The sequence below is a fragment of the Pseudoalteromonas sp. P1-8 genome (genome assembly GCF_001399985.1).
Classification (GTDB): domain Bacteria; phylum Pseudomonadota; class Gammaproteobacteria; order Enterobacterales; family Alteromonadaceae; genus Pseudoalteromonas.
This window is the reverse complement of record NZ_LJSO01000001.1, coordinates 342,609-363,603: the sequence shown is the minus strand read 5'-3', so window position 1 is coordinate 363,603 and position 20,995 is coordinate 342,609. Positions and strand designations below refer to the sequence as shown.

At 40.9% G+C, this 20,995-nt stretch carries 22 protein-coding genes and 1 tRNA gene; 13 read left to right on the top strand and 10 right to left on the bottom strand.

Features of this window, described 5'->3' with window-relative positions; genetic code table 11:
* The first annotated feature begins 6 nt into the window (after positions 1–6).
* Both AN213_RS01605 and AN213_RS01600 read left to right on the top strand, forming a co-directional pair.
* On the top strand, positions 7–699 hold the full coding sequence (locus AN213_RS01605; protein ID WP_054562019.1) for a response regulator: 693 nt from the start codon (positions 7–9) through the stop codon (positions 697–699).
* 6 nt (positions 700–705) lie between these two features.
* Positions 706–1,953 carry an ATP-binding protein gene (locus AN213_RS01600; protein ID WP_055197011.1) on the top strand — a complete coding sequence of 416 codons (1,248 nt, stop codon included), beginning with the start codon at positions 706–708 and terminating at the stop codon, positions 1,951–1,953.
* 112 nt (positions 1,954–2,065) lie between these two features.
* Here the strand turns inward: AN213_RS01600 and AN213_RS01595 are convergent, their stop codons facing one another.
* The 3 genes from AN213_RS01595 to AN213_RS01585 all read right to left on the bottom strand — a co-directional run bounded on the left by AN213_RS01595 (position 2,066) and on the right by AN213_RS01585 (position 4,553).
* Positions 2,066–2,281, bottom strand: coding sequence for a DUF3820 family protein (locus AN213_RS01595; protein WP_054561873.1), 216 nt, complete (start codon positions 2,279–2,281; stop codon positions 2,066–2,068).
* Between the two features lie 133 nt (positions 2,282–2,414).
* Entirely contained in the window at positions 2,415–2,696 is a 282-nt protein-coding gene (locus tag AN213_RS01590) for a hypothetical protein (RefSeq protein ID WP_054561872.1), read from the bottom strand.
* 285 nt (positions 2,697–2,981) lie between these two features.
* The gene (locus AN213_RS01585; protein WP_055197009.1) at positions 2,982–4,553 is read right to left on the bottom strand and encodes a cation:proton antiporter family protein; all 1,572 of its coding nucleotides are present in this window, start codon (positions 4,551–4,553) and stop codon (positions 2,982–2,984) included.
* 221 nt (positions 4,554–4,774) lie between these two features.
* Between AN213_RS01585 and AN213_RS01580 the strand changes: the two genes are divergently transcribed.
* Positions 4,775–5,518, top strand: a complete 744-nt coding sequence (locus tag AN213_RS01580) for a sporulation protein (RefSeq protein WP_055197008.1) — start codon at positions 4,775–4,777, stop codon at positions 5,516–5,518.
* 68 nt (positions 5,519–5,586) lie between these two features.
* The gene (locus tag AN213_RS01575) at positions 5,587–6,024 is read left to right on the top strand and encodes a GNAT family N-acetyltransferase (protein ID WP_055197006.1); all 438 of its coding nucleotides are present in this window, start codon (positions 5,587–5,589) and stop codon (positions 6,022–6,024) included.
* A 31-nt stretch (positions 6,025–6,055) separates the two neighbouring features.
* On the opposite strand, the gene AN213_RS01570 is transcribed toward AN213_RS01575, so the two are convergent.
* From AN213_RS01570 to AN213_RS01545, 6 genes are all read right to left on the bottom strand, one after another.
* A complete protein-coding gene (locus AN213_RS01570; protein ID WP_055197004.1) occupies positions 6,056–7,408 on the bottom strand; it encodes a sodium-dependent transporter in 1,353 nt (450 codons plus the stop codon).
* Positions 7,409–7,581: 173 nt separating this feature from the next.
* The gene (locus AN213_RS01565; RefSeq protein ID WP_054561867.1) at positions 7,582–8,871 is read right to left on the bottom strand and encodes an ATP-binding protein; all 1,290 of its coding nucleotides are present in this window, start codon (positions 8,869–8,871) and stop codon (positions 7,582–7,584) included.
* A 12-nt stretch (positions 8,872–8,883) separates the two neighbouring features.
* Positions 8,884–9,591: a response regulator transcription factor gene (locus AN213_RS01560; protein ID WP_055197002.1), complete on the bottom strand. Its 708-nt coding sequence runs from the start codon at positions 9,589–9,591 to the stop codon at positions 8,884–8,886.
* A gap of 13 nt (positions 9,592–9,604) precedes the next feature.
* Positions 9,605–10,006, bottom strand: a complete 402-nt coding sequence (locus AN213_RS01555) for a DUF3019 domain-containing protein (protein ID WP_054561865.1) — start codon at positions 10,004–10,006, stop codon at positions 9,605–9,607.
* Positions 9,996–10,835 (bottom strand): MipA/OmpV family protein, encoded by an 840-nt coding sequence (locus AN213_RS01550; protein WP_054561864.1) that lies wholly within the window; start codon positions 10,833–10,835, stop codon positions 9,996–9,998. Before AN213_RS01550 ends, AN213_RS01555 begins: the two co-directional genes overlap by 11 nt.
* Before the next feature lie 166 nt (positions 10,836–11,001).
* On the bottom strand, positions 11,002–11,808 hold the full coding sequence (locus AN213_RS01545) for a hypothetical protein (RefSeq protein ID WP_054561863.1): 807 nt from the start codon (positions 11,806–11,808) through the stop codon (positions 11,002–11,004).
* Between the two features lie 115 nt (positions 11,809–11,923).
* Here AN213_RS01545 and AN213_RS01540 point away from each other — a divergent pair, with 115 nt between their 5' ends.
* Complete coding sequence (locus AN213_RS01540; RefSeq protein WP_055197000.1) at positions 11,924–13,072, top strand: serine hydrolase; 1,149 nt, start codon at positions 11,924–11,926, stop codon at positions 13,070–13,072.
* A 105-nt stretch (positions 13,073–13,177) separates the two neighbouring features.
* On the opposite strand, the gene yhbY is transcribed toward AN213_RS01540, so the two are convergent.
* A complete protein-coding gene (gene yhbY / locus AN213_RS01535; protein ID WP_054551950.1) occupies positions 13,178–13,474 on the bottom strand; it encodes a ribosome assembly RNA-binding protein YhbY in 297 nt (98 codons plus the stop codon).
* A gap of 89 nt (positions 13,475–13,563) precedes the next feature.
* Here yhbY and rlmE point away from each other — a divergent pair, with 89 nt between their 5' ends.
* The 8 genes from rlmE to AN213_RS01495 all read left to right on the top strand — a co-directional run bounded on the left by rlmE (position 13,564) and on the right by AN213_RS01495 (position 20,971).
* On the top strand, positions 13,564–14,193 hold the full coding sequence (gene rlmE / locus AN213_RS01530) for a 23S rRNA (uridine(2552)-2'-O)-methyltransferase RlmE (protein WP_054551703.1): 630 nt from the start codon (positions 13,564–13,566) through the stop codon (positions 14,191–14,193).
* A gap of 66 nt (positions 14,194–14,259) precedes the next feature.
* A complete protein-coding gene (gene ftsH, locus AN213_RS01525; protein WP_055196998.1) occupies positions 14,260–16,197 on the top strand; it encodes an ATP-dependent zinc metalloprotease FtsH in 1,938 nt (645 codons plus the stop codon).
* A gap of 106 nt (positions 16,198–16,303) precedes the next feature.
* A complete protein-coding gene (folP, locus tag AN213_RS01520; RefSeq protein WP_055196997.1) occupies positions 16,304–17,152 on the top strand; it encodes a dihydropteroate synthase in 849 nt (282 codons plus the stop codon).
* Positions 17,145–18,500, top strand: a complete 1,356-nt coding sequence (gene glmM, locus AN213_RS01515) for a phosphoglucosamine mutase (RefSeq protein WP_055196995.1) — start codon at positions 17,145–17,147, stop codon at positions 18,498–18,500. The genes folP and glmM overlap by 8 nt, the downstream gene beginning before the upstream one ends.
* 69 nt (positions 18,501–18,569) lie before the next feature.
* Complete coding sequence (gene tpiA, locus AN213_RS01510; RefSeq protein ID WP_055196993.1) at positions 18,570–19,319, top strand: triose-phosphate isomerase; 750 nt, start codon at positions 18,570–18,572, stop codon at positions 19,317–19,319.
* A gap of 1 nt (position 19,320) precedes the next feature.
* The gene (gene secG / locus AN213_RS01505; RefSeq protein ID WP_054551698.1) at positions 19,321–19,668 is read left to right on the top strand and encodes a preprotein translocase subunit SecG; all 348 of its coding nucleotides are present in this window, start codon (positions 19,321–19,323) and stop codon (positions 19,666–19,668) included.
* Positions 19,669–19,744: 76 nt separating this feature from the next.
* Positions 19,745–19,829, top strand: a tRNA-Leu gene (locus AN213_RS01500).
* Positions 19,830–20,026: 197 nt separating this feature from the next.
* Complete coding sequence (locus AN213_RS01495; RefSeq protein WP_055196991.1) at positions 20,027–20,971, top strand: hypothetical protein; 945 nt, start codon at positions 20,027–20,029, stop codon at positions 20,969–20,971.
* Positions 20,972–20,995 lie beyond the last annotated feature (24 nt).

The following is a 20,995-nucleotide window of genomic DNA, read 5'->3' as shown; positions in this document are numbered from 1 at the left end:
CAACCAATGGCAAAGATTTTACTTGTTGAAGATGATCTCGGCTTACAGCAGTTAACACGTGATTACCTTCAACATAATGGGTTGGATGTTGCGGTCCTTGAACGCGGCGACGAAGTATTTGAATACCTTGAAAACAACCCAGTTGATTTAATGATTTTAGATGTCATGTTACCGGGTAAAGATGGCTTTAGCGTTTGCCGTCAGGTACGTGATAAATTTAGCTTACCTATCTTAATGCTGACAGCTAAAGGTGAGGACTTTGACCAAGTGATTGGCCTTGAACTTGGCGCAGATGATTATGTAATTAAGCCTGCAGAACCTCGTGTATTGTTAGCACGTATCAATGCATTGTTACGTCGCGGTCAAGCTACAAACAAAGCGCCAGAAGAGCTTAGCTTTGGCGATTTAACCATTGATAAAACTAGCCGCATTGTTACACTTAAAGGCAGTGAAATTACACTGACTTCTCATGAATTTGAGCTGCTTTGGTTGCTTGCGTCAAATGCTGGTGAAGTGTTAAGTCGTGAGCATGTTCATCAACACATGATTGGTCGTCAATATGATGGTTTAGACCGAACCGTTGACGTACGTGTATCGCGTATCCGTAAGAAATTAGGTGATAACAGTGATAAACCATACCGAATTAAAACAGTTTGGGGACAGGGTTACCTTTTTGTATCTGACGCATGGGATATGTAATTTTTAATGGGGAAACTATTTGCTAGCTTATATCTTTATATAATAGTTTCTCTGTTTCTAGTTAGTGGGGTCATAGAGCAGTTATGGCCCTACGAAGAAACGCAACAGCAAATAGCCCTAGACCAAGAATTTGGTAAATCTCTGTGGTTCTTAAGCCAAACTGAAAATGGCTTAGCGACACTCCAACAAGAATTCGAAAGCGAGATAATTAATCTTACCGATCTAGCACTTCCTGAAGACCTAAAAACACAGCTCAACAATGACCATTACCTGTATTTGTTCAATCAAGAACAAAAAGTGGTTTGGTACATAGCTCTTAATGACACTCAGCTTTTACATGTAGGCCCACTTTCAGTTGAAAATCCAAACTTTAGCTCCGTTTGGCCATACTTTTTATTATTAACTGTGATTGGCCTACCAATTGGACTCTGGAGCCTATTGCTATGGCGTGACTTTAATAAATTGACGCTTGCCTGTGAAGCTGTAGGAGGATCGCAAGACTTTGAGCTTCAGGATGCCTCTAAATCATTTTTTCTGCCGATTACTGATACCCTAAACGCGATGCAAGAACGTATTCAGTATCTACTGGCTGCGCAGCAAGAGCTAACTTCTTCCGTTTCTCATGAGTTTAGAACACCCCTTGCGCGTTTAAAGTTTGCTGTTGCCATGCTCGAAGAGCAAATCGAGAATGAAAAGTCGTATACATACATTGATAACATGCAGGCTGATATTGCAGAGCTTGAAGCACTGGTGTCAGAAATGCTTGAATATGCACGACTAGATTCACATCAACCAAGCTTAAAGCCCCGTTCCTGTGACCTAACAGCGCTTATCAATAGTGTGGTGAATAAACTTGAGTTTGCTACTGATATAGAGGTTGCAGTGAGTGCACCTAAGCAGCTTTACTACGAGTGTGACGAGCATTTTATGGCGCGTTGTATTCAAAACCTATTAGGCAATGCACAAAAATACGCCAATCATAAAATTCATGTAAGTCTTGAAGATTTAGGGGATTCGATACAAATAAGTGTTGAAGACGACGGCCCAGGGATCGCTAAATCTGAGTGGCAAAGTATTTTTAAGCCATTCACTCGTTTAGATAAAAGTCGTGATAAGAAAACCGGTGGTTTTGGGTTAGGTCTGGCGATTGTTGCTAAAATTGTTAGTTGGCATCAAGGGCAGTCTGAGGTGTGTGACTCACCATTAGGTGGAGCTAAATTTACTATTCATTTGTTTAAAAGTAACTCGCTTTAAATTGCAGGCATAAAAAAAGCGCCTAGGGCGCTTTTTAAAGATTAAAACCAAAAATAAACAAGTAGCAAAGTAATAGACCGCACTTAAAAATAAAAGTTCGAAAAAAGTTTAATTATTTTTCATCTAATAATGGCATTAGCATTTTTTCAAGGCCATTGAGCTTCACTTCATACATCATTGCCAGCTGTGCGCCTAACTGGGAATCAGGAAATCCTTGCTGTTTAAACCAGACTAAATAAGGCTCTGGCAGCAACAATAAAGGGCGACCAGCATACTTTCCAAATGGCATCTTAGTATTTATGGCGCGTTTGAGTTGAGCTGAATCCATCTTTATCTCAAAGAAATTTTAAAGCTAGATGATACGGTAAAAAGGAGAGAGAAAATAGGCTGTGACGGGCAAGAAACAGCCTATTTAGTGAGGGATGTAGGCCCTCAGAATAACAACCACTAATTACGGCGTATTAGTGTAGTTGGTGACGACGCTTTTTCGTAAAGCCAAGTTTATTTAGCTTAACGACAATAGCTGGGTCGTCGATTCGTTCTGGTGTTTCACCATCACGAAGAAAATGATCGCTTGGTACTTGATATACATCGAGCATCTTGTTGAATAGCACTGTTCTAATATCCATTGCAGTCATGCCATTGTTTTGTAACTCATCAAGTTGCTGCTGAATATCTGAAAGTTTCCCAGCACGTGCATCATCCGTGTTTGCTAAAAATTCGTTGGTAAACTTATTTTTCATTTAAACAACCTCAATCCATCTAACAGTGCTGAATTAAAAACAGCGGTAATACACAACACTGTTAAACTTTTTTGTGTTAAAAATAGATACTTAGCTAAGCATCTTGAAATTAATTCTACTCTTTTTTTTAGCCTGATTGCTAATCTGGATGTAAAGCTTTGTAAATAAGCTTGACCCAATAGAGGGACTGATTTGATATGTCGTGAAAACTAGTTAGCCAACTAACTGAATACAGTGAAAATAATTCTCAGTACCATGAAAAGGTACCGAGAATTATTTTTTACATTAAGAGAAAAGTTTTTGTTTTACATGCTCTGCGAAGCCGCTACCAGCTTCTAAATAGAAGTTATAAGTAGAATCGACACCCATATCCTCTAGTTCTTTTTGCTGATCTGGATAGTTTGCAATCGCTGTAACTTGACCTTCATAACCAGAAGCACGCAGTTGCTCTAAGGCAAAAATATTTTGCATGTGTTTTGGCATTGCAAGCATCACCATACCTACATGTGAGTGGTTTACCCGCTGCCAAAAGTCAGGGTCAGTGGCATCAGCAAGTAACACTCTGCGGCCACGTTTAATATGCTTATCAACAACATCCGGCTTAATATCGATACCAGCGACAAGGTTAGGGTGAGTTTGGCTGATTGTTTCATAGGCACCTGTACCAATTCGACCCATACCAAAGATCACGATTTTAGTGTCATTTAGATTAACTGGCAGCTCTTCTGCAAGACGGCTGTTACTTTCAAATTTAAGCAACCAATGTTCAATTTTTACATACACTTCATTCGAGCGTTTATTTAAAGGTGATGCGAGTATAAAGGTGATTGACACAGCGATAGCCATCACGGCTAGCCATTCAGACGTGATTAGATTGCTGGTGGCTGCAACGGCGCAGACAATCAAACCAAATTCACTGTAGTTAGCTAAGCTAAACGCGCTTAATAGTGAAGTACGAGCACGTAATTTGAAAGCGTTTGTCAGAACATAATAAAGTGCAACTTTTACAGGCAAAACCAAAATAATAATGAGTGCAACAATTACAGCATGGCTAGTCAGCTCTGCATTCAAACCAATATTTAAGAAAAAGCCAACCAGTAACACGTCTTTTAAATTAAGCAGTGACTTTGATAATTCACCGGCTTTTTTGTGCGACGCGAACATCATACCGATAATCAACGCACCTAAATCACCTTTAAGACCTGCAAATTCGAACGCTTGATAACCCATAACGAGGGCAAAGAAAAAGCCAAACAGAGGTAATAACTCACCATGTTTTGAGCGATTTAATACCCAAAACATCACAGGGCGTAAAATAGGTAAACCCACTAATAATGCCAAAGCCCAAATGTTCGGGGCTTTCCCTGTACTGATAGCTAAGAAGATAACGGCAAAGATATCTTGCATAACTAAGATACCGATGGCGATTTTACCATGGAGGCTTGCCATTTCACCGCGCTCTTCAAGTACTTTTACGGCAAATACGGTGCTCGAGAAGCTAAAGGCAAAGCCGACTAACAATGCACTTTGCCAACTAAGTTCGTTAAATAAAGGCAGTGCAAGTGCACCTAGCAGTAACATAAAACCACTAAAGAGCGTACTGCTCAGAACAATATGCATTGAAGCAGGCGCCCAAACTTGTGGTTTCATTAAGTTTGATACTTTGAGCTTAAGACCAATGCTAAACAATAACAAAGTAACGCCCAAGCTTGCCAACGTATTAAGCAGCTCGGTTGTCTTATATCCATATAGGTTAAGTGCAAAACCCGCTAATAAAAAGCCGATAAGAGGAGGCAGCTTTAGCTGGTAAACAGCAAAGCCACAAACGAACGCGGTAGCAAAGTAAATTAGTTCCATAGTTTTTCTTTTGACTTCATTTGCTAGAAGTGTAGCGAAATATTTGTTGTTGGAAAACAATATCAGACAGTGAGAGTTCAAAAAATAAGCACTTATACATGATTTATTGATTAATCCACCAAAAGCATCATTTTTTCGCTGACATTAGCTTTTAATTGTGGTTAAGATGCATTAACAAAGGAATTTAAGCCATAGGTTAGAAGCTGGCTTAAGGAGAAAAGATGTTTAAGAAAATCCTTGCATCAGTAGGTATTGGTGCAGCAAAAGTTGACACTGTACTTGAGACAGAGCATTTACAACCGGGTCAAAAATTTAATGCCGTTATTGTTATTAAAGGCGGCGATGTTGATCAAGACATATCGGGTTTAGACTTAGCACTGATGACGCGTGTTAAAGTCGAAGGTGAAGATGGTGAGTATTTTACAAACCATGTGATTGAAAAGTGGCGAATTACAGACATCGGCATGATTGCAGCGGGCGCGGAAAAACATATTCCATTTGAAGCACGCCTGCATTCAGAAACACCGATCACCGAAATTAATGCTGGTTATAACCAATCACATGTGTGGCTTGAAACAGGCCTAGATATTGATTTAGCACTTGATCCAACTGATCGTGATGCACTTCACATTTATCCAAATGATGCTGTAAGCACGTTAATGGAAGCGATGGATAGGCTTGGTTTTAGCCTAGTGAAAGCGGATGTTGAAAAAGGCTTCTTAAGAGCACCTACATTTCAATCACATTCGGGATGCTATCAAGAGCTAGAGTATCGACCAAATAGCCGAAGCCTATTTGGTCTACAAGAGATAGAGTTGTCGTTTGTGCCTGAAGCTCATAAAACTCATGTATTAATCGAACTTGATCGCGCCTTTAGAGGGGATGGTTATGTCGATTTAACTATTGAGCATGATCATGTAAACCTATCGCAGTTGTGTGATCAGCTAGAACGATTATTTGCTTAAGGCTAGCTAGATATTAGCTAGTTAAAACCCAGCTACGGCTGGGTTTTTTGTCTTCATAAAGGAGCGTTATGTTTACTGTTAAAAGTTATAGCGAACTCAGTAAAGATGAGTTATTTGCCATTTTACGGGCGCGGGTAGATGTATTTGTGGTAGAGCAAACTTGCCCTTACCCAGAAATTGACGAAGTGGATAACAATGAACTGACCCAGCACGTGTTCTTGTTTAAAGGTCAGCAAGTGGCGGCTTATGCACGATGCTATAAAAAGAGTGAGCAGTTTAGCGCATTTGGTCGTGTGCTGGTAGCAGAGCAATTTCGTGGTGAAGGTTTGGCGAGTAAGTTGGTGCAAACTGCGATAGACACATGTAAAGAGCATTGGCCTGACAAAGCGATTATGATTGGTGCTCAGTGTTATTTAACAGGGTTTTATCAGCAATTTGGTTTTGAAAATGTGGGCGATGATTACCTAGAAGATGGCATTCCACATCAAGATATGTGTTTGAAGTAGCCTAAATGGCCACTTCAAACATAAACATTTGTTAGCTTAACAGAGAGTTGGCAAATACCAGTGATATGGCTAGTGGGCAAATAAACTTGATATACCATGGCCATACTTTCCAGAAGAAGCTATTGGCAGCTTCAGGGCATCCTTGTTGAATTTCTTTTAGCAGTGACGCGCGATGCCAAATCCAACCGACAAAAATACAACACATTAAGCCTAGAATTGGTTGACCAATCTTAGTGGTTAAGGTGATCACAAAGCCAAACAAGGTGCCTAAGTTAAAGACAATTGTAAAACTAATGAGCGCAATAATACCGCCAATGATCCATGTTGCTTGCACACGCTTTAACGCAAAGCGTTCAACAGCATAGGAAACTGGTGCTTCTAGCATCGAAATCGATGAGGTTAACGCTGCAATACTCATTAACGCGAAAAAAGCAAAGCCAACAAAAATACCCACATCACCCATGCTAGTGAAAAGTGCCGGCAGAACTTGGAATACTAAGGTATCTTCAGAAAGTAGTGCACCCTCGGCTGAAAAAATTTGTACGCCTTGTGCCTGTGCTACATACATTGCAGGAATAATGAGTAAACCGGCTACAAAGGCAATGAACACATCGATTAAAGTCACATAAGCGCCTAACGATACTAAGTTCTCTTTCTTGCTGATGTATGAGCCGTAGATGATCATTACGCTGGTACCAAGCGATAATGAGAAAAATGCTTGTCCTAACGCATTCACTAATAACTCAGGGTTTAAAATCGATGAAAAGTCTGGCACTAAATACGCTTTTAAGCCTTCCATTGCGCCATCTTGAGTCATTACATAGATAATTAGCATAAATAAAATGCCTAACAGGGCAGGCATTAAGCGCTTAGACCATTTTTCAATGCCGTTTTCGACGCCTTTAGAGATAATCGCAACAGTTAAAATAATAAATGCGGCAGTGAATAAAAGGTTTCTTGATAGTGACTGCTCACTAAGCCAAGTGCCAGCTTGCTCTTGCCCCGCTAATTGCGCAACGGGTTCGAGTGTCGCACTCAGCATCCAGCCTGCGACGATAGCATAGAAGCTTAAAATTAAACCCGCACAAATAATACCGCCAAAACCTACCATGAAGGCAAACTTCTTTTGCCATGCTTGATTTGTTACTTTTCGAAGTGAAGTGACGGCATTAGCTTGACCATGACGACCAATTACTAACTCAGCCATTAAAGCAGGATAAGCAAGACAAAATGCTAACACTAAATAAGCCACTAAAAATGCGGCACCGCCATTACTTGCAGTTTGTGTAGGGAAACCCCAAATATTTCCTAAGCCAACAGCAGAGCCTGCTGCAGCCATAATAAATCCAAAGCGGGAGCTGAACTCCCCACGTGATGCGCTCATATTATTGTTACTTCTCTATTTGTGACGGCGCTGACAATCTACTTGAATTAACGCTAAATAAAAAGGGTTAATCATCCGCATTTTCGTTGTTCTTCGTTATGTGCGAGCTGTCAGCGTAGATTTCGTGCAATTGCGCATTACAATACGAAACAATTAACACAAATGAAACATGTTTATTGGCTTTTATTTTGAATTGAAAGAGTAAAACACGCGCCACCTAGTTGCTTACTTTTTGATACTTCGACCGTACCATGATGCCAATCAACCACTTTCGCAACGATAGCAAGGCCAAGCCCGTAGCTTTCGCCATCCCGGTTACGATGTGTTTGTTCTTGGAAAAATGGAGTAAATACTTTTTGCCAGTTTTGTTCGCTGACACCCGGACCGTCATCTTCAATTTTTATGGTAACGGATTCACTGGTACTGGTTGCACTGAGCAAAATTTCTGATTCAGCAAAGTCGCAAGCATTACTTAATAAATTAACAATGGCCCGAGCTAACCAGTGTAAATCAGCACAAATATCACCGCCTTCAACTCGGTGATTAATGCGCAAGCTTTGTTGTTCAAGCTTAGGCTCAATTTGATGAATTAAAGTAAGAATATAGGTTTCTAGATCAGAATGATTAAAGGTCAACTGATTCGCTTTTTGCTCAAGGGTTGCAAATGCCAAGTAACTTTTTAGCATTGACTCCATTTGATCTAAGTCGTTTTCCATTCGAGCAAGATACTCAAGGCGCTTTTCGTTATTAGGGCAGTCTTGCGCTGCCTCGAGACCAAACCTTAAGCAGGCGATAGGTGTGCGAATATCGTGAGATAAACTTGATGCCATTAACTTATTTTCATCAAGAAGTTTTTCAATTTGACTCGCCATACGGTTAAATGTCAGCTCAACATCTTTGATATAGGTAAAGTGAGATAAGTGAATACGGCTTTTTAAATCACCTTTAGCAAAGCGTTGTGCCGCTTCGTTTAATACCGTTAAACGCTTGGCCAGTGGCGCAATGATAAAGCCCATAAATACGCATAACCCAGCGTAGAATAACAAGGTCAGTAATACATCGTTGCCTTGCTCGTGTGTTAAGTCTTTATCTAAACGCATTTTTAAGTGGTGTGTGCCTAAAGCTGCTTCACTGTAAAGTAAATAGTATCCTTGCTGATCTTCGAGGATAAGGCCACTAGGTTGGGTTATTTGTGTTAACAATGAATGAGGTAGCGCAAGCGACTGTGTAGGGCGATACTCTAGTTGCACAGCAAAGTTTTGGTTAATATCCGCAATAGCTTGCTCACGCTCTTTAGCATCATACTTAGCGAGTTGCTTTGCAAAGCCTTTAATCATTTGTGTTTCGCTAGAAAACACATCCTGAGGTGCTTGGGTTTGTTGGCTAAAAGCATCAATTAGCCAACCCAACACGATGATTGAAAGCAGGGCACTGCCAAGGAGTGAGATATAAAACTTTTTCACAGGCGCGAGTCGTTATTGCCAAGCGGTGGCAACAAGTAAATAGCCTTTGCCCCAGATAGTTTTAATTTTTTCAGGGTGCTGAGGGTCATCATTAAATTTTTTACGTAATGATGAAATCAGCACATCCACACTTCTGTCTAAGCCATCATATTCGCGCCCTTTCGTTGCCTTAAACACTGCATCACGTGAAACCACTTGACCTGCATTACTTGCTAAATAATGCAGTAGTAGGTACTCAGCGCTTGAGATATGAACCTCATCATTATTAAAGTAAACGGTACGTGACTCAGTATTGATTGATAACTTACCCACACTAATAAGCTCAGAGCTTGTGCTTGATTCTTGTGTATCTGATTTAGAGCGAAGTGCCGTTTTTATACGTGCTAATAAAGCGCGAGGGCGAACGGGCTTCATCATGTAATCACTAGCACCTACTTCAAGGCCAATTACTTCATCCATTTCATCATCACGTGCGGTGAGCATAATAATCGGGGCCTGATAAAACTGTCTTAAATCACGGCACACACTTATACCGTCTTGACCCGGAAGCATAATATCTAACAAAACTAAGTCAGGGTTTGTTTTACGTACCTGCTCAACGACTTGGTCGCCACGTTGGCATATTGTTGTTTGGTAGCCTTGTTCAATTAAATATTCCGCAACCCAATTGGCGAGAGAAATATCATCTTCTACTAATAAGATAGTTCCGTAATGTTCCATTATTTACTCCTGCTTAGAACAGTCGCCAACGACGTTTCTTCTGACGATTTTGATAGACCCACTGTAATTGTATTTCAGTACTTGCGACAACCTTACCGTTATCACTGCTTATAAGTTCAAAACCTATGGTTTCTGCTGAATCAAATTGGTATCTAAATAAGCCCTTTTGTTGCATCAACCAGCACTGAATAATGTGCTTGCTTTGCGCATTACGTAAGCAGTAATTACCAACTTGCTGCTGATGCCATGTTAAATCAACTTCAGCGTAGCAATTCCTACCTTCACGCAGCGCTACGCAAGTGTCGGGCAGGGCAACTAACGCATTTTCAATATCTTTCTTGCCTACAGATTGCTGCTCAGCGAGTAATGGCCCTGACAGTAATAAGGTAAAGCACAAGTAATACTTAGAAAACATAACGCACGCCTACCTTGGCTTTATGCTGATACTCTTGAGAAATAATAGGGCTTTGGTGAATATCGTTTGAAAACCAAGTCGATAACCAACCAGTTAAAAACACCCAATGTCTGTTAATTGGGTATTCTGCATGAAATTCAAAAATAAGGCTGTAAGAGGTATCTGGGTTATATACAGGGCGAGTTTCGAGCGCTTCAGCTTCTGAAATGCCAAAGTAGTAATTTGTAAAGTCTGCTGAGTAGGCACTTAAGCCAACGCCAGAGCGAAACTCCCAATTTCGCCAAGGAATGATCTGACTAAAAAACGAATTCATTACCCAGCCATTATGCGCACCTGATATATCATGCAGGTATTCAAATGAAATTTGCGAGTTTTCAAAGCGACGTGATAGGCGAAGACCTACATCAAAGTCGTAGTCGCGTGTTCTGATCCCTTCAAGCTCTTTAATTACTTCGTTACCATAAATATTTAAGCCTGTTTCATCAAAGCCAGATTGAATGTTGGTGCCGACAATATCTAAGCCCCATTCAAATTTATCGATAACACTGTAACCTAGGGTTAAACCGCCGCTAAGTTGGCTTTGGTCGTAATCGAGGTAAAAGCTGTCGTAAGAAACTGCGAGGTGTACGTCTGGCTCTATGCCATCATTGTAAGAGTCCATGCCTACAAGGTAAGAATCTTCAATGTAGTAACCTAAACCAATGCCCCAGTCCCATGCAAAGCCTTGGCTTGGCTCTAAAGTATTGTCTGCATAATAGCGGTTACTTGCTTGGCTTGTGGTACTAAGCAAGGTTAAACATATCAATAATAGGGCACTGTAAGCTCGCAATGTTGCTTCCTTGTCTGTGAGAAAGGGTAATAGCTTATAGTATATTGTTAAGGAGTTCCTGTAATCTGTAAAAAAATGTAGTAACAGAAATTGGAAGTGTAAGAAAGTGTTGCAAATTCAAGGAGGGAAGCTGTTTGCCTATGGGCAGACAAACAGCAAAAGTTAGTTACTGAACTTTAATTTTATCGATTAAAATGCTGCTCAGGTAGTACTGCATCATAGGTGTAAGTGCACTAATTTCTGTACGGTTACACGGGCCTTGCTCTTTTTTTAAGGCGGTCATTTGCGTGATAGTTTGATAAGCAGGAATCGTCACTTCTTGATTAATTCGCGCCATGCGAGCTTGTTCCGAGTTTTGCTCGTGCACAAAGCTCGCTACTTCAAGCTCATTCTTGATTACTTGCTGTTGTACAAAGCTATAAATTAGGGGTTCACGGTGAAAGCTTGCGCTGTCAATTGATGACTTTGCAAACCACACAACATCACCGGTTTTCTTGTGAGTTAAGCGCATGCTTACTTGACCTAAAATAGTCGCACATTGCTGAACTGGAAACTGTTTTGCAACTTCATCAAATAAAGGCAGAGGCTTTTCTGGTTTGACTAATTGATATTCTGTGTCTTCAATCAGTTCAAGGTCAAGCTGGTGAATAGATAGGGTGTAATCTGCTTGAGTGCCATCTTCTACAACCTTTAATTGTTTGGCTGTAAGTGCTTCAGTCAGTTGCGTATAAAGTGTATCTGTCACACTGGTTTTGTCGGCAACTATCACCACAGTTTGGTTTTTACTAACTGCATGTGCAGGCAACTGTACTGACTTCACTTTAGGAGCTGCATGCTCTGTTTGATACTCTACTTGAAAGCGTTGGCTTTGTAAGCTTGGTTTCTTTGGCATCGAAAGTAATGGCGCAGGTTCAGGTTTAAGGGCACAACCAGCTGAAATTAAAGTAAAAAACAAAACTACAAGTAAGCGCATAAAGATTAATCTACCCATAAATATTTAAGATTAAGCGTATTGTACGTTAGTCGAGGCAAAAGTTCATGATATTATGTTATAAGAAACTTCCTAAACAGACTTAAAAAAATAAATAATGAAGTACAGCTTATCTTTAATTCCCTTTCTTTTTTCTTTTTTACTGCTTTTTGTTAGCGGAGAAGCTGCTTCGAGTGATAAGCAATGGCAAACTTTCGTTGCTGATTATAATAAACACCTTACTCGTAAGTTAAAAAGCAAAGGGATCCCAGGTGGCTCACTGGCGATTGTAAATATTGGTCATGAAGATTTTATTAACGGTATTGGTCGAACAAAAATAGAAAAAGGTCGTAAAGTCGATAAACATACCCGCTTTCGATTGGCATCAGTCTCTAAAACCTTTGCGGGCTCATTAACTGCTAAACTTGCAGCGCAAGGGGAATTTAATATTGATGACCCAATAAGTAAGTTTATTCCTGCTTTTTCTAATACTGCTTACAAAGATGACTTAAAAATTTATCATATCCTTAGTCATTCTAGTGGCCTAGTACCTAATGCATACGATAACCTAATTGAGTCGCGTATGAGTTACCCAGATATTGTCGAGCGGCTATTGACTGTTGAGCCTATCTGCAAACCAAGCGAGTGCTACGGCTATCAAAATGTGATGTTTAGTTTGATTGACTCAGTGATTTATCAATCAACACAGATGGACTACTCACATTGGATTTCAGAATATATCTTTGCGCCTTTAAAAATGGTGGATGCCAGTGTTGGTTTTGAGGGGATGGTGAAAGACAATAACTATGCTCATCCTCATGTACGCGGAAGAAAGCGTTGGTATACATCTCGTTTAAAGAAGAATTACTATAAAGTGCCTGCAGCTGCAGGTGTGAACGCCAGCGCAAATGACATGGCTATTTGGTTGAATGCGCAGCTAGGACAATACCCAGATGTATTACCACTCGAAGCATTGATCAAACAAACCCGTCCTTATACACATACTAAAAAAGAAACTCGTCGCCGAGTTTGGCGAAGTCATGTTAAAGATGCTTACTATGGATTGGGTTGGCGTGTTTACAACTATGATGATGAAGTACTTTATTACCACAGTGGTTGGGTTCAAGGTTATCGCAGCGATATTGTAGTATTCCCGCATCTAAACATAGGGTTCAGCTTAGTTCTCAATGCAGAAACAGGGTTAATTAATGAATTAACTACCGAGTTTATTAATCGGGTCCTTAAATACACGCGAGAGCAAAAATAGCCTAGCTAAAAAGTTTAGTTACAAATTAATTCAAAATTATTTCTGCCTACAAAAAAGCCAGCATATTTGCTGGCTTTTTCTGATTCGAAATTTCACAAGGCAGGATTAACCGCGTGGTAATTGAATCTTTTTCTCTTCGCTTTGGCGATACAATACAATTGTATGGCCAATTGTTTGTAGTTTTGTTGCGCCTGTCTCGCGAACAATTGCGTCAAAAATCAATGTTTTAGTTTCACGTTCATCTGTAGGAACTTTAACTTTGATTAGTTCATGAATTTCTAGGGCGCTTTCAATTTCAACTAAAACGCCTTCGGTTAATCCGTTTGCACCAAGTAATACAACAGGTTTTAAACTGTGCGCTTGGCCTTTTAAAAACTGCTTTTGTTTGTTCGATAATTTCATCATGTTACAAATTTTGCTGAATATGGCTTGAATTAAGGGTATTCTAACGCCATCTAGAGAATATTACTAATTAGTTACGTATTAATTTTATGGCAAATAAAAAACATTCAGCCAGTTCTAAGCGTTGGCTGAAAGAACATTTCGACGATCCTTATGTTCACGAAGCGCAAAAGAAAGGTTGGCGTTCTCGTGCGGTATTCAAATTAGACGAAATTCAAAACAAAGATAAATTAATCAAACCATCGATGACGGTGGTTGATTTAGGTGCTGCGCCAGGTAGTTGGTCGCAATATTTAGCAGAAAAAGTAGGGGATAAAGGTCAAGTAATTGCTTGTGATATCTTACCTATGGATTCCTTAGCAGGTGTTGACTTCTTACAGGGTGACTTTCGTGAAGAAGCGGTACTTGATGCACTATTGACCCGTATTGATGGAAAAAATGTTGATGTAGTTTTTTCTGATATGGCACCCAATATGAGCGGCAATACATCTGTTGACCAAGCTGGTAGTATGTACTTAGTTGAGTTGGCATTAGATATGTGCCACCAAGTTTTAAAGAAAAATGGTGCATTTTGTGTCAAAGTCTTCCAAGGCGAAGGATTTGATCAATACTTGCAGGAAGTACGTAATAGCTTTAAAGCGGTTAAAATTAGAAAGCCCGATGCATCACGCGCCCGTTCTCGGGAAGTTTATATAGTGGCGACAGGCTACAAACTGTAGTACAGTTGTGCTGCGTTAAGTTGAATTTAAATTAATTGGATACAAGAGGTTAACTCCTTGAGCGATATGGCGAAAAATCTAATACTCTGGCTGGTCATTGCAGTAGTGCTAATGTCAGTGTTTCAGAGCTTTAATGGTGGTGATCAGGCAGATCGCCAAACAAGTTACACTCAATTTGTTAGCGACGCTCGTAGTGGCGCTATCCAAGAAGTCTCAATTGAAAGCACCACAGGTACGATTACTGGTACTAAAACAAATGGTGAGCGCTTTCAAACCATCATGCCAATGTATGATAAAGACATCTTGAATGATCTTTTAAAAAGCAACGTTAATGTAAAAGGCGTTAAGCCAGAAGAGCAGTCATTCCTCGCCAGCATTTTAATCTCTTGGTTCCCGATGTTACTGCTTATTGGTGTGTGGATTTTCTTCATGCGTCAAATGCAAGGTGGTGGCGGTAAAGGCGCGATGTCTTTCGGTAAGAGTAAAGCGCGTCTGATGAGTGAAGACCAAGTTAAAACGACGTTTGCTGATGTTGCTGGTTGTGACGAAGCGAAAGAAGATGTAACTGAACTTGTAGACTTCTTACGTGACCCATCAAAATTCCAAAAACTAGGTGGTAGCATCCCTAAAGGCGTGTTGATGGTTGGTCCTCCTGGTACAGGTAAAACGTTACTAGCTAAAGCAGTAGCTGGTGAAGCTAAAGTGCCGTTTTTCACAATTTCAGGTTCTGATTTCGTAGAAATGTTTGTAGGTGTCGGTGCATCACGTGTACGTGACATGTTCGAGCAAGCTAAAAAAGCAGCACCTTGTATCATCTTTATTGATGAAATCGATGCAGTAGGCCGTAAGCGTGGCGCTGGTATGGGTGGTGGTCACGATGAGCGTGAGCAAACACTTAATCAAATGCTTGTTGAAATGGACGGCTTTGAAGGTAACGAAGGTATTATCGTTATCGCTGCAACGAACCGCCCAGATGTGTTAGACCCTGCGTTATTACGTCCTGGTCGTTTTGACCGTCAAGTTGTTGTTGGACTTCCTGATATTCGTGGTCGTGAACAAATTCTTAAAGTTCACATGCGTAAAGTGCCACTAGGCGACAACGTAGAAGCTGCGGTAATTGCACGTGGTACGCCTGGTTTCTCTGGTGCTGACCTTGCAAACTTAGTTAACGAAGCCGCTTTATATGCAGCTCGTGGTAACAAACGCGTTGTTAGCATGGCAGAGTTTGATGCTGCAAAAGATAAAATCATGATGGGTGCAGAGCGCAAGACCATGGTGATGAGTGAGCAGGAAAAAGAAATGACTGCTTACCATGAAGCGGGCCACGCGATTGTTGGTCGCATGGTACCTGAACATGATCCAGTTTATAAAGTGTCTATCATTCCTCGTGGTCGTGCACTTGGTGTCACTATGTACTTGCCTGAGCAAGACCGTGTGAGCCACTCTAAAGAGCTTTTAGAGTCAATGATCTCTAGCCTTTACGGTGGTCGTATTGCTGAAGCACTGATCTACGGTGAAGATAAAGTGACAACCGGTGCTAGTAACGATATTGAGCGTGCAACAGATATTGCTCGTAAAATGGTTACCCAATGGGGTCTAAGTGAAAAGCTAGGTCCATTACTTTACGCTGAAGACCAAAACGAAATGTACATGGGTGGCGGCGGTAGTCGCTCTATGAGTATGTCTGATGAAACAGCAAAAGTGATCGACACAGAAGTTCGTTTATTCTCAGATCGTAACTATCAACGTGCAGAGCAAATCCTAAAAGATAACATTGATATCTTACATGCGATGAAAGATGCACTAATGAAGTACGAGACGATTGATGCGGGTCAAATTGATGACTTAATGGCACGTCAGCCTGTACGTGAGCCGCGTGATGTTCATGACCGTCGCTCAGATGATAAAAAGCCTAGTGCGAAGGCTGAGCCTGTTGTTAATGAGACAAAAGCGGATGATTCAGTAAAAAAGGATGAAACAAGCCTTGATGACAAACCTGAATAGTCGTTAAAATATAAGAAGCAAAAGCCCCGGATGCCGGGGCTTTTTTGTAGCATAAAATTGGCTCACTATCGTTGTTGAGCAAATGCATGGAAGTTTGAAGGTAAAAATGACCGCTCTTAAATTACCCCGAGGTCGTATTTTACACCTCGACTCCCCAGTGGTAATGGGGATTCTAAATGTCACTCCTGATTCATTTTCTGATGGTGGAAGTTATTGCCAACTAGACAGCGCTGTCAAACAAGCTCATACGTTATTAAATCAAGGTGCAAAAATAATTGATATAGGTGGTGAGTCAACTCGTCCAGGGGCACCTGATGTTTCTCTTGAAGATGAACTTGAACGCGTTGTTCCTTTAGTGAAAGCGCTCAGAGCAAGCAGTGATTGTATTATTTCCATTGATACCAGCAAGAGTGAAGTAATGCGCCAAGCGATAATCGCAGGAGCTGACATAATCAATGATGTTAGAGCGTTACAGGAGCCTGGGGCGGTAGAGGTATTGGCACAATACCCAGAGGTGGCAATTTGCTTAATGCATATGCAAGGTCAGCCCCGCACTATGCAAAGTAACCCACATTATGATGATTTATTTGCTGACATTAACGAATTCTTTGCAGAGCGTTTAGCCGCGTGTGAGCAAGCGGGCATTCAGCAACAACGCATTATTTTAGACCCAGGTTTTGGCTTTGGTAAAACACTGGCTCATAATTACGAAATCTTAAATAAGTTTGATGTATTTAACCAATTCAAGTTACCGGTTCTTGCGGGGTTATCTCGTAAATCAATGATCGGTAATTTATTAAATAGAGACACACATGAACGCTTAGCGGGAAGCCTTGCTGGCGCGCTGATCGCAGCACAAAATGGTGCTAAAATCATTCGCGTTCATGACGTACAAGAAACAGTTGATGTGCTTAACGTTTGGCAAGCATGTACTAAAGGAATTACATATGAGTAAAACAAGAAAATATTTTGGCACGGACGGTGTACGAGGCATGGTTGGTGAGTACCCAATCACTCCAGAATTTGCACTAAAGCTTGGTTGGGCTGCAGGTCGTGTTTTATCAAAAATTGGCACTAAAAAGGTCATTATTGGTAAAGATACCCGCATTTCTGGCTATATGCTTGAAACATCACTTGAAGCAGGTTTGATTGCTGCTGGTATTGATGTTGTTTTGTTAGGGCCAATGCCAACACCAGCAGTTGCATATCTTACGCAAACTTTCCGTGCTGAAGCGGGTATTGTAATTAGTGCATCTCATAATCCTTACCATGATAACGGTATTAAATTCTTTTCAAGCAGGGGCTTAAAGCTACCTGATGAAGTTGAGCTTGAAATCGAAGCTATGATGGATGAGCCAATGACCTGCGTTGCCTCTGACAAGCTTGGTAAAGCGCGTCGTTTAGAAACAGCTGATGGTCGCTACATTGAGTTTTGTAAAAGCCAATTCCCACAAGGTCTATCGCTAGAAGGTTTAAAAATTGTACTCGATTGCGCAAATGGTGCTACATACCATATTGCACCGTCAGTAATGCGTGAGTTAGGCGCTGAGGTTATCTGTCACGCCTGCGAGCCAAACGGGGTAAATATCAACCTTGAGTGTGGTGCAACTCATGTTGAAACGCTTAAACGTAAGGTTTTAGAACATAATGCTGATGTTGGTATTGCCTACGATGGTGATGGTGACCGAGTAATGATGGTTGACCACAATGGTCGTGTATTTGATGGTGATGACATTGTTTATATTATTGCTTGCCAAGCTGCAAATGACGATATTTTAGGTGGTGGTGTCGTTGGCACTGTGATGTCAAACATGGGTCTAGAAAATGCCTTAAAAGCGCGCGGTATTGGTTTCGCTCGCAGTAAAGTAGGCGACCGTTACGTGATGGAACTACTGCAAGAAAATGGCTGGAAAATCGGCGGTGAAAGTTCAGGTCACGTATTAAATCTTGATTTAATCAGCACGGGTGATGGCATTATCTCAAGCTTGCAAGTATTAGCAGCAATGGTTGCGCAGAATAAAACATTGCAAGACTTAGGAGCTGGTTTTACAAAATACCCAATGAAAATGATCAATGTTCGTTACCCACAAGGTACCGACCCAACACAAGATCAAGCTGTAGTTGATATGGTAGCGCATGTTGAAGAACAGTTAGGTGATACTGGCCGAGTATTACTTCGTAAATCAGGAACTGAGCCTGTTGTGCGAGTAATGGTTGAAGCTGAGCAGGAAAAAGTTGTACTTGATAGTGCACGTAAAATAGCTGAAGTTGTCGAAACTGTGAGCAAACAAACCCAGGCATAACAATAACCTCTTGTAACTTTGGGCAAGTCGAGTTAGTATCTTGCCCGCTTTCTAATGTGGAGTGGAATAATGGCAACACGTAAGCCGATGGTCGCAGGTAATTGGAAAATGAACGGCTCTCTAGAGCTTGTTGAACAGTTATCAACTGCTATCAAAAATGTTCAATCGGATGAACTGGATATAGTGGTGTTTCCACCATTCCCATTGTTGAGTTCTTTGCAGCAACAAAACGTCACGTTTGGTTCGCAAACAGTCTCTGAAAACCAAGCTGGTGCTTTTACTGGTGAAGTAGATGCTCAGTTAGTAAAAGACTTAGGGGCAACTTACACCTTGGTTGGTCACTCTGAACGTCGTAGCATTTACGGTGAGTCAGATGAAGTTGTTGCAGATAAGTTTGCGCGAGCGCAGCAAGTTGGCTTAACTCCTATCCTATGTGTGGGTGAAAGCGAGCAGCAACGTGAAGCAAACGAAACTGAATTAGTGGTTGCAGCTCAAATTGATGCTGTAATTAGCAAATTAGGTGTAGCAGCACTGAAGAATTCTGTGGTAGCATACGAGCCCGTTTGGGCCATTGGCACAGGTAAGACTGCCTCTCCTGAGCAAGCGCAAGCCGTGCACAAGTTTATCCGCGAGAAGATTGCTTCTTCAGATAGCGACGTAGCACAGCAATTAACCATCTTATATGGTGGTAGCGTGAATGAAAAAAATAGCGAATTATTATTTGCACAACCAGATATAGACGGCGGCCTTATTGGTGGCGCGAGTCTTAAAGCAGATTCATTTACTGCTATCTGTGAAAGTGCAAAAGGGACCGTATAAGATGTACGAAATTTTATTAGTAGTTTATTTAATTGTTGCTTTAGCATTAGTTGGTATGGTTTTAATCCAACAAGGTAAAGGCGCAGATATGGGTTCATCATTTGGTGCTGGCGCTTCTGGTACCGTATTTGGCTCATCAGGTGCTGGTAACTTCATGACTAAAACAACAACAATCTTAGCGACGATCTTCTTCGTACTAAGTATTGTTCTAGGTAACCTTACTGCAGGTCAAATCAAAAAGACTGATGAGTGGGAAAACCTAGAAGCTGCGCCAGCTGTTGAAACTGTAACGCCAGCACAATCTGATGTGCCTGCGACAGAAGATAAAACGTCTGACGTACCTAACTAATTAGCTTTGCTAATTATCGTTAAGCAGTTTTCACTCCTCAAGTAAACGTTAAGCTTAACAACATACAGAATTGTATGCGGATGTGGTGGAATTGGTAGACACGCCATCTTGAGGGGGTGGTGGCTTCGGCCGTGGGGGTTCAAGTCCCCCCATCCGCACCAAAATTAAAAAGCTGTAACTCACTGAGTTACAGCTTTTTTCGTTTTAGTGCTTCATAAAACAAAATGCGCACCTTTATAGTGCTTTTATTCTAATGTCATTCCCGTTCACGAAATTAACTAATTGATTATTAATTGAAATAAAAATTGGAGTCTTCCTTGCTTAACTAGAGTGGATATCACTACTTTGAGGAAGCAAGATGGCCAGAATGAGTTATTTAAGTGCTATAGAACGCTATGAAGAGCAACAACAGCTTATTCATGAACTTCTTCTTTCTATACTTGCCAGTGTTCAGGCATCGTTGACTAACAAGCAAGCCTACCAACAGCTCGTCAATCAATATCCATTTCTAGAATTGCAATATTGCTTGAATGAACAAGGCATTCAGCAAGGTGGCAATGTTTGCTTTAAGCGTCAGTACAAAAAGAAACTAGGTCATATTGGGGCTGGGCAGGACTTAAGTGCTCGGCCTTATTTTTTACTAGCTTCGTCAACACCCGTGCCGCATTTTACTTCGCCATATATTTCGACTGCGACTAAGCACCTTTGTATCTCAGTGATCAAAACGATTCCCTCTGGCAATAATAAACAGCAGTTTTTGGTTATCGATGTGTGTTTAACAGAATTGATTGAATTTATTATGGGAGACACCAAGCGAGCCAGAATGACACCTTACTTTAAGGTGGGTTATGGCTTGATTGTCGCTTGTTTGTTCTGCTTGGTGTTCTATCTGTTATATAAAGTATTTGCCGGAATGGCGGACTTAGTCTTAAGCGAAGACACCCAGTCAGACCCGCTTAAACCATTTACTATTATTATCTTTGTTACTTTAGCGTTGGCTATTTTTGATTTAGGCAAAACAATTCTAGAAGAAGAAATCCTCATGCATAAGGATATTTTTCGGCACAGCTCAACAAGACGAACGATCACACGCTTTATCTCAACAATTTTGATTGCAGTATCGATAGAAGCCTTACTAACCATGTTTAAAGCAGCACTCGGGCAAACTGAGTATGTTATACCTGCTGTATTGATGATGTTTGCTGTGGTAGGTCTGTTGATTGCACTGGCAATTTACGTTTACCTAGGCGCCAAAGCTGAAGATGTGCTGACCCAGGTACAGCGCTTAAGAGTAAAACACTAATGATAGGGCGCTTTGTTTAAAACG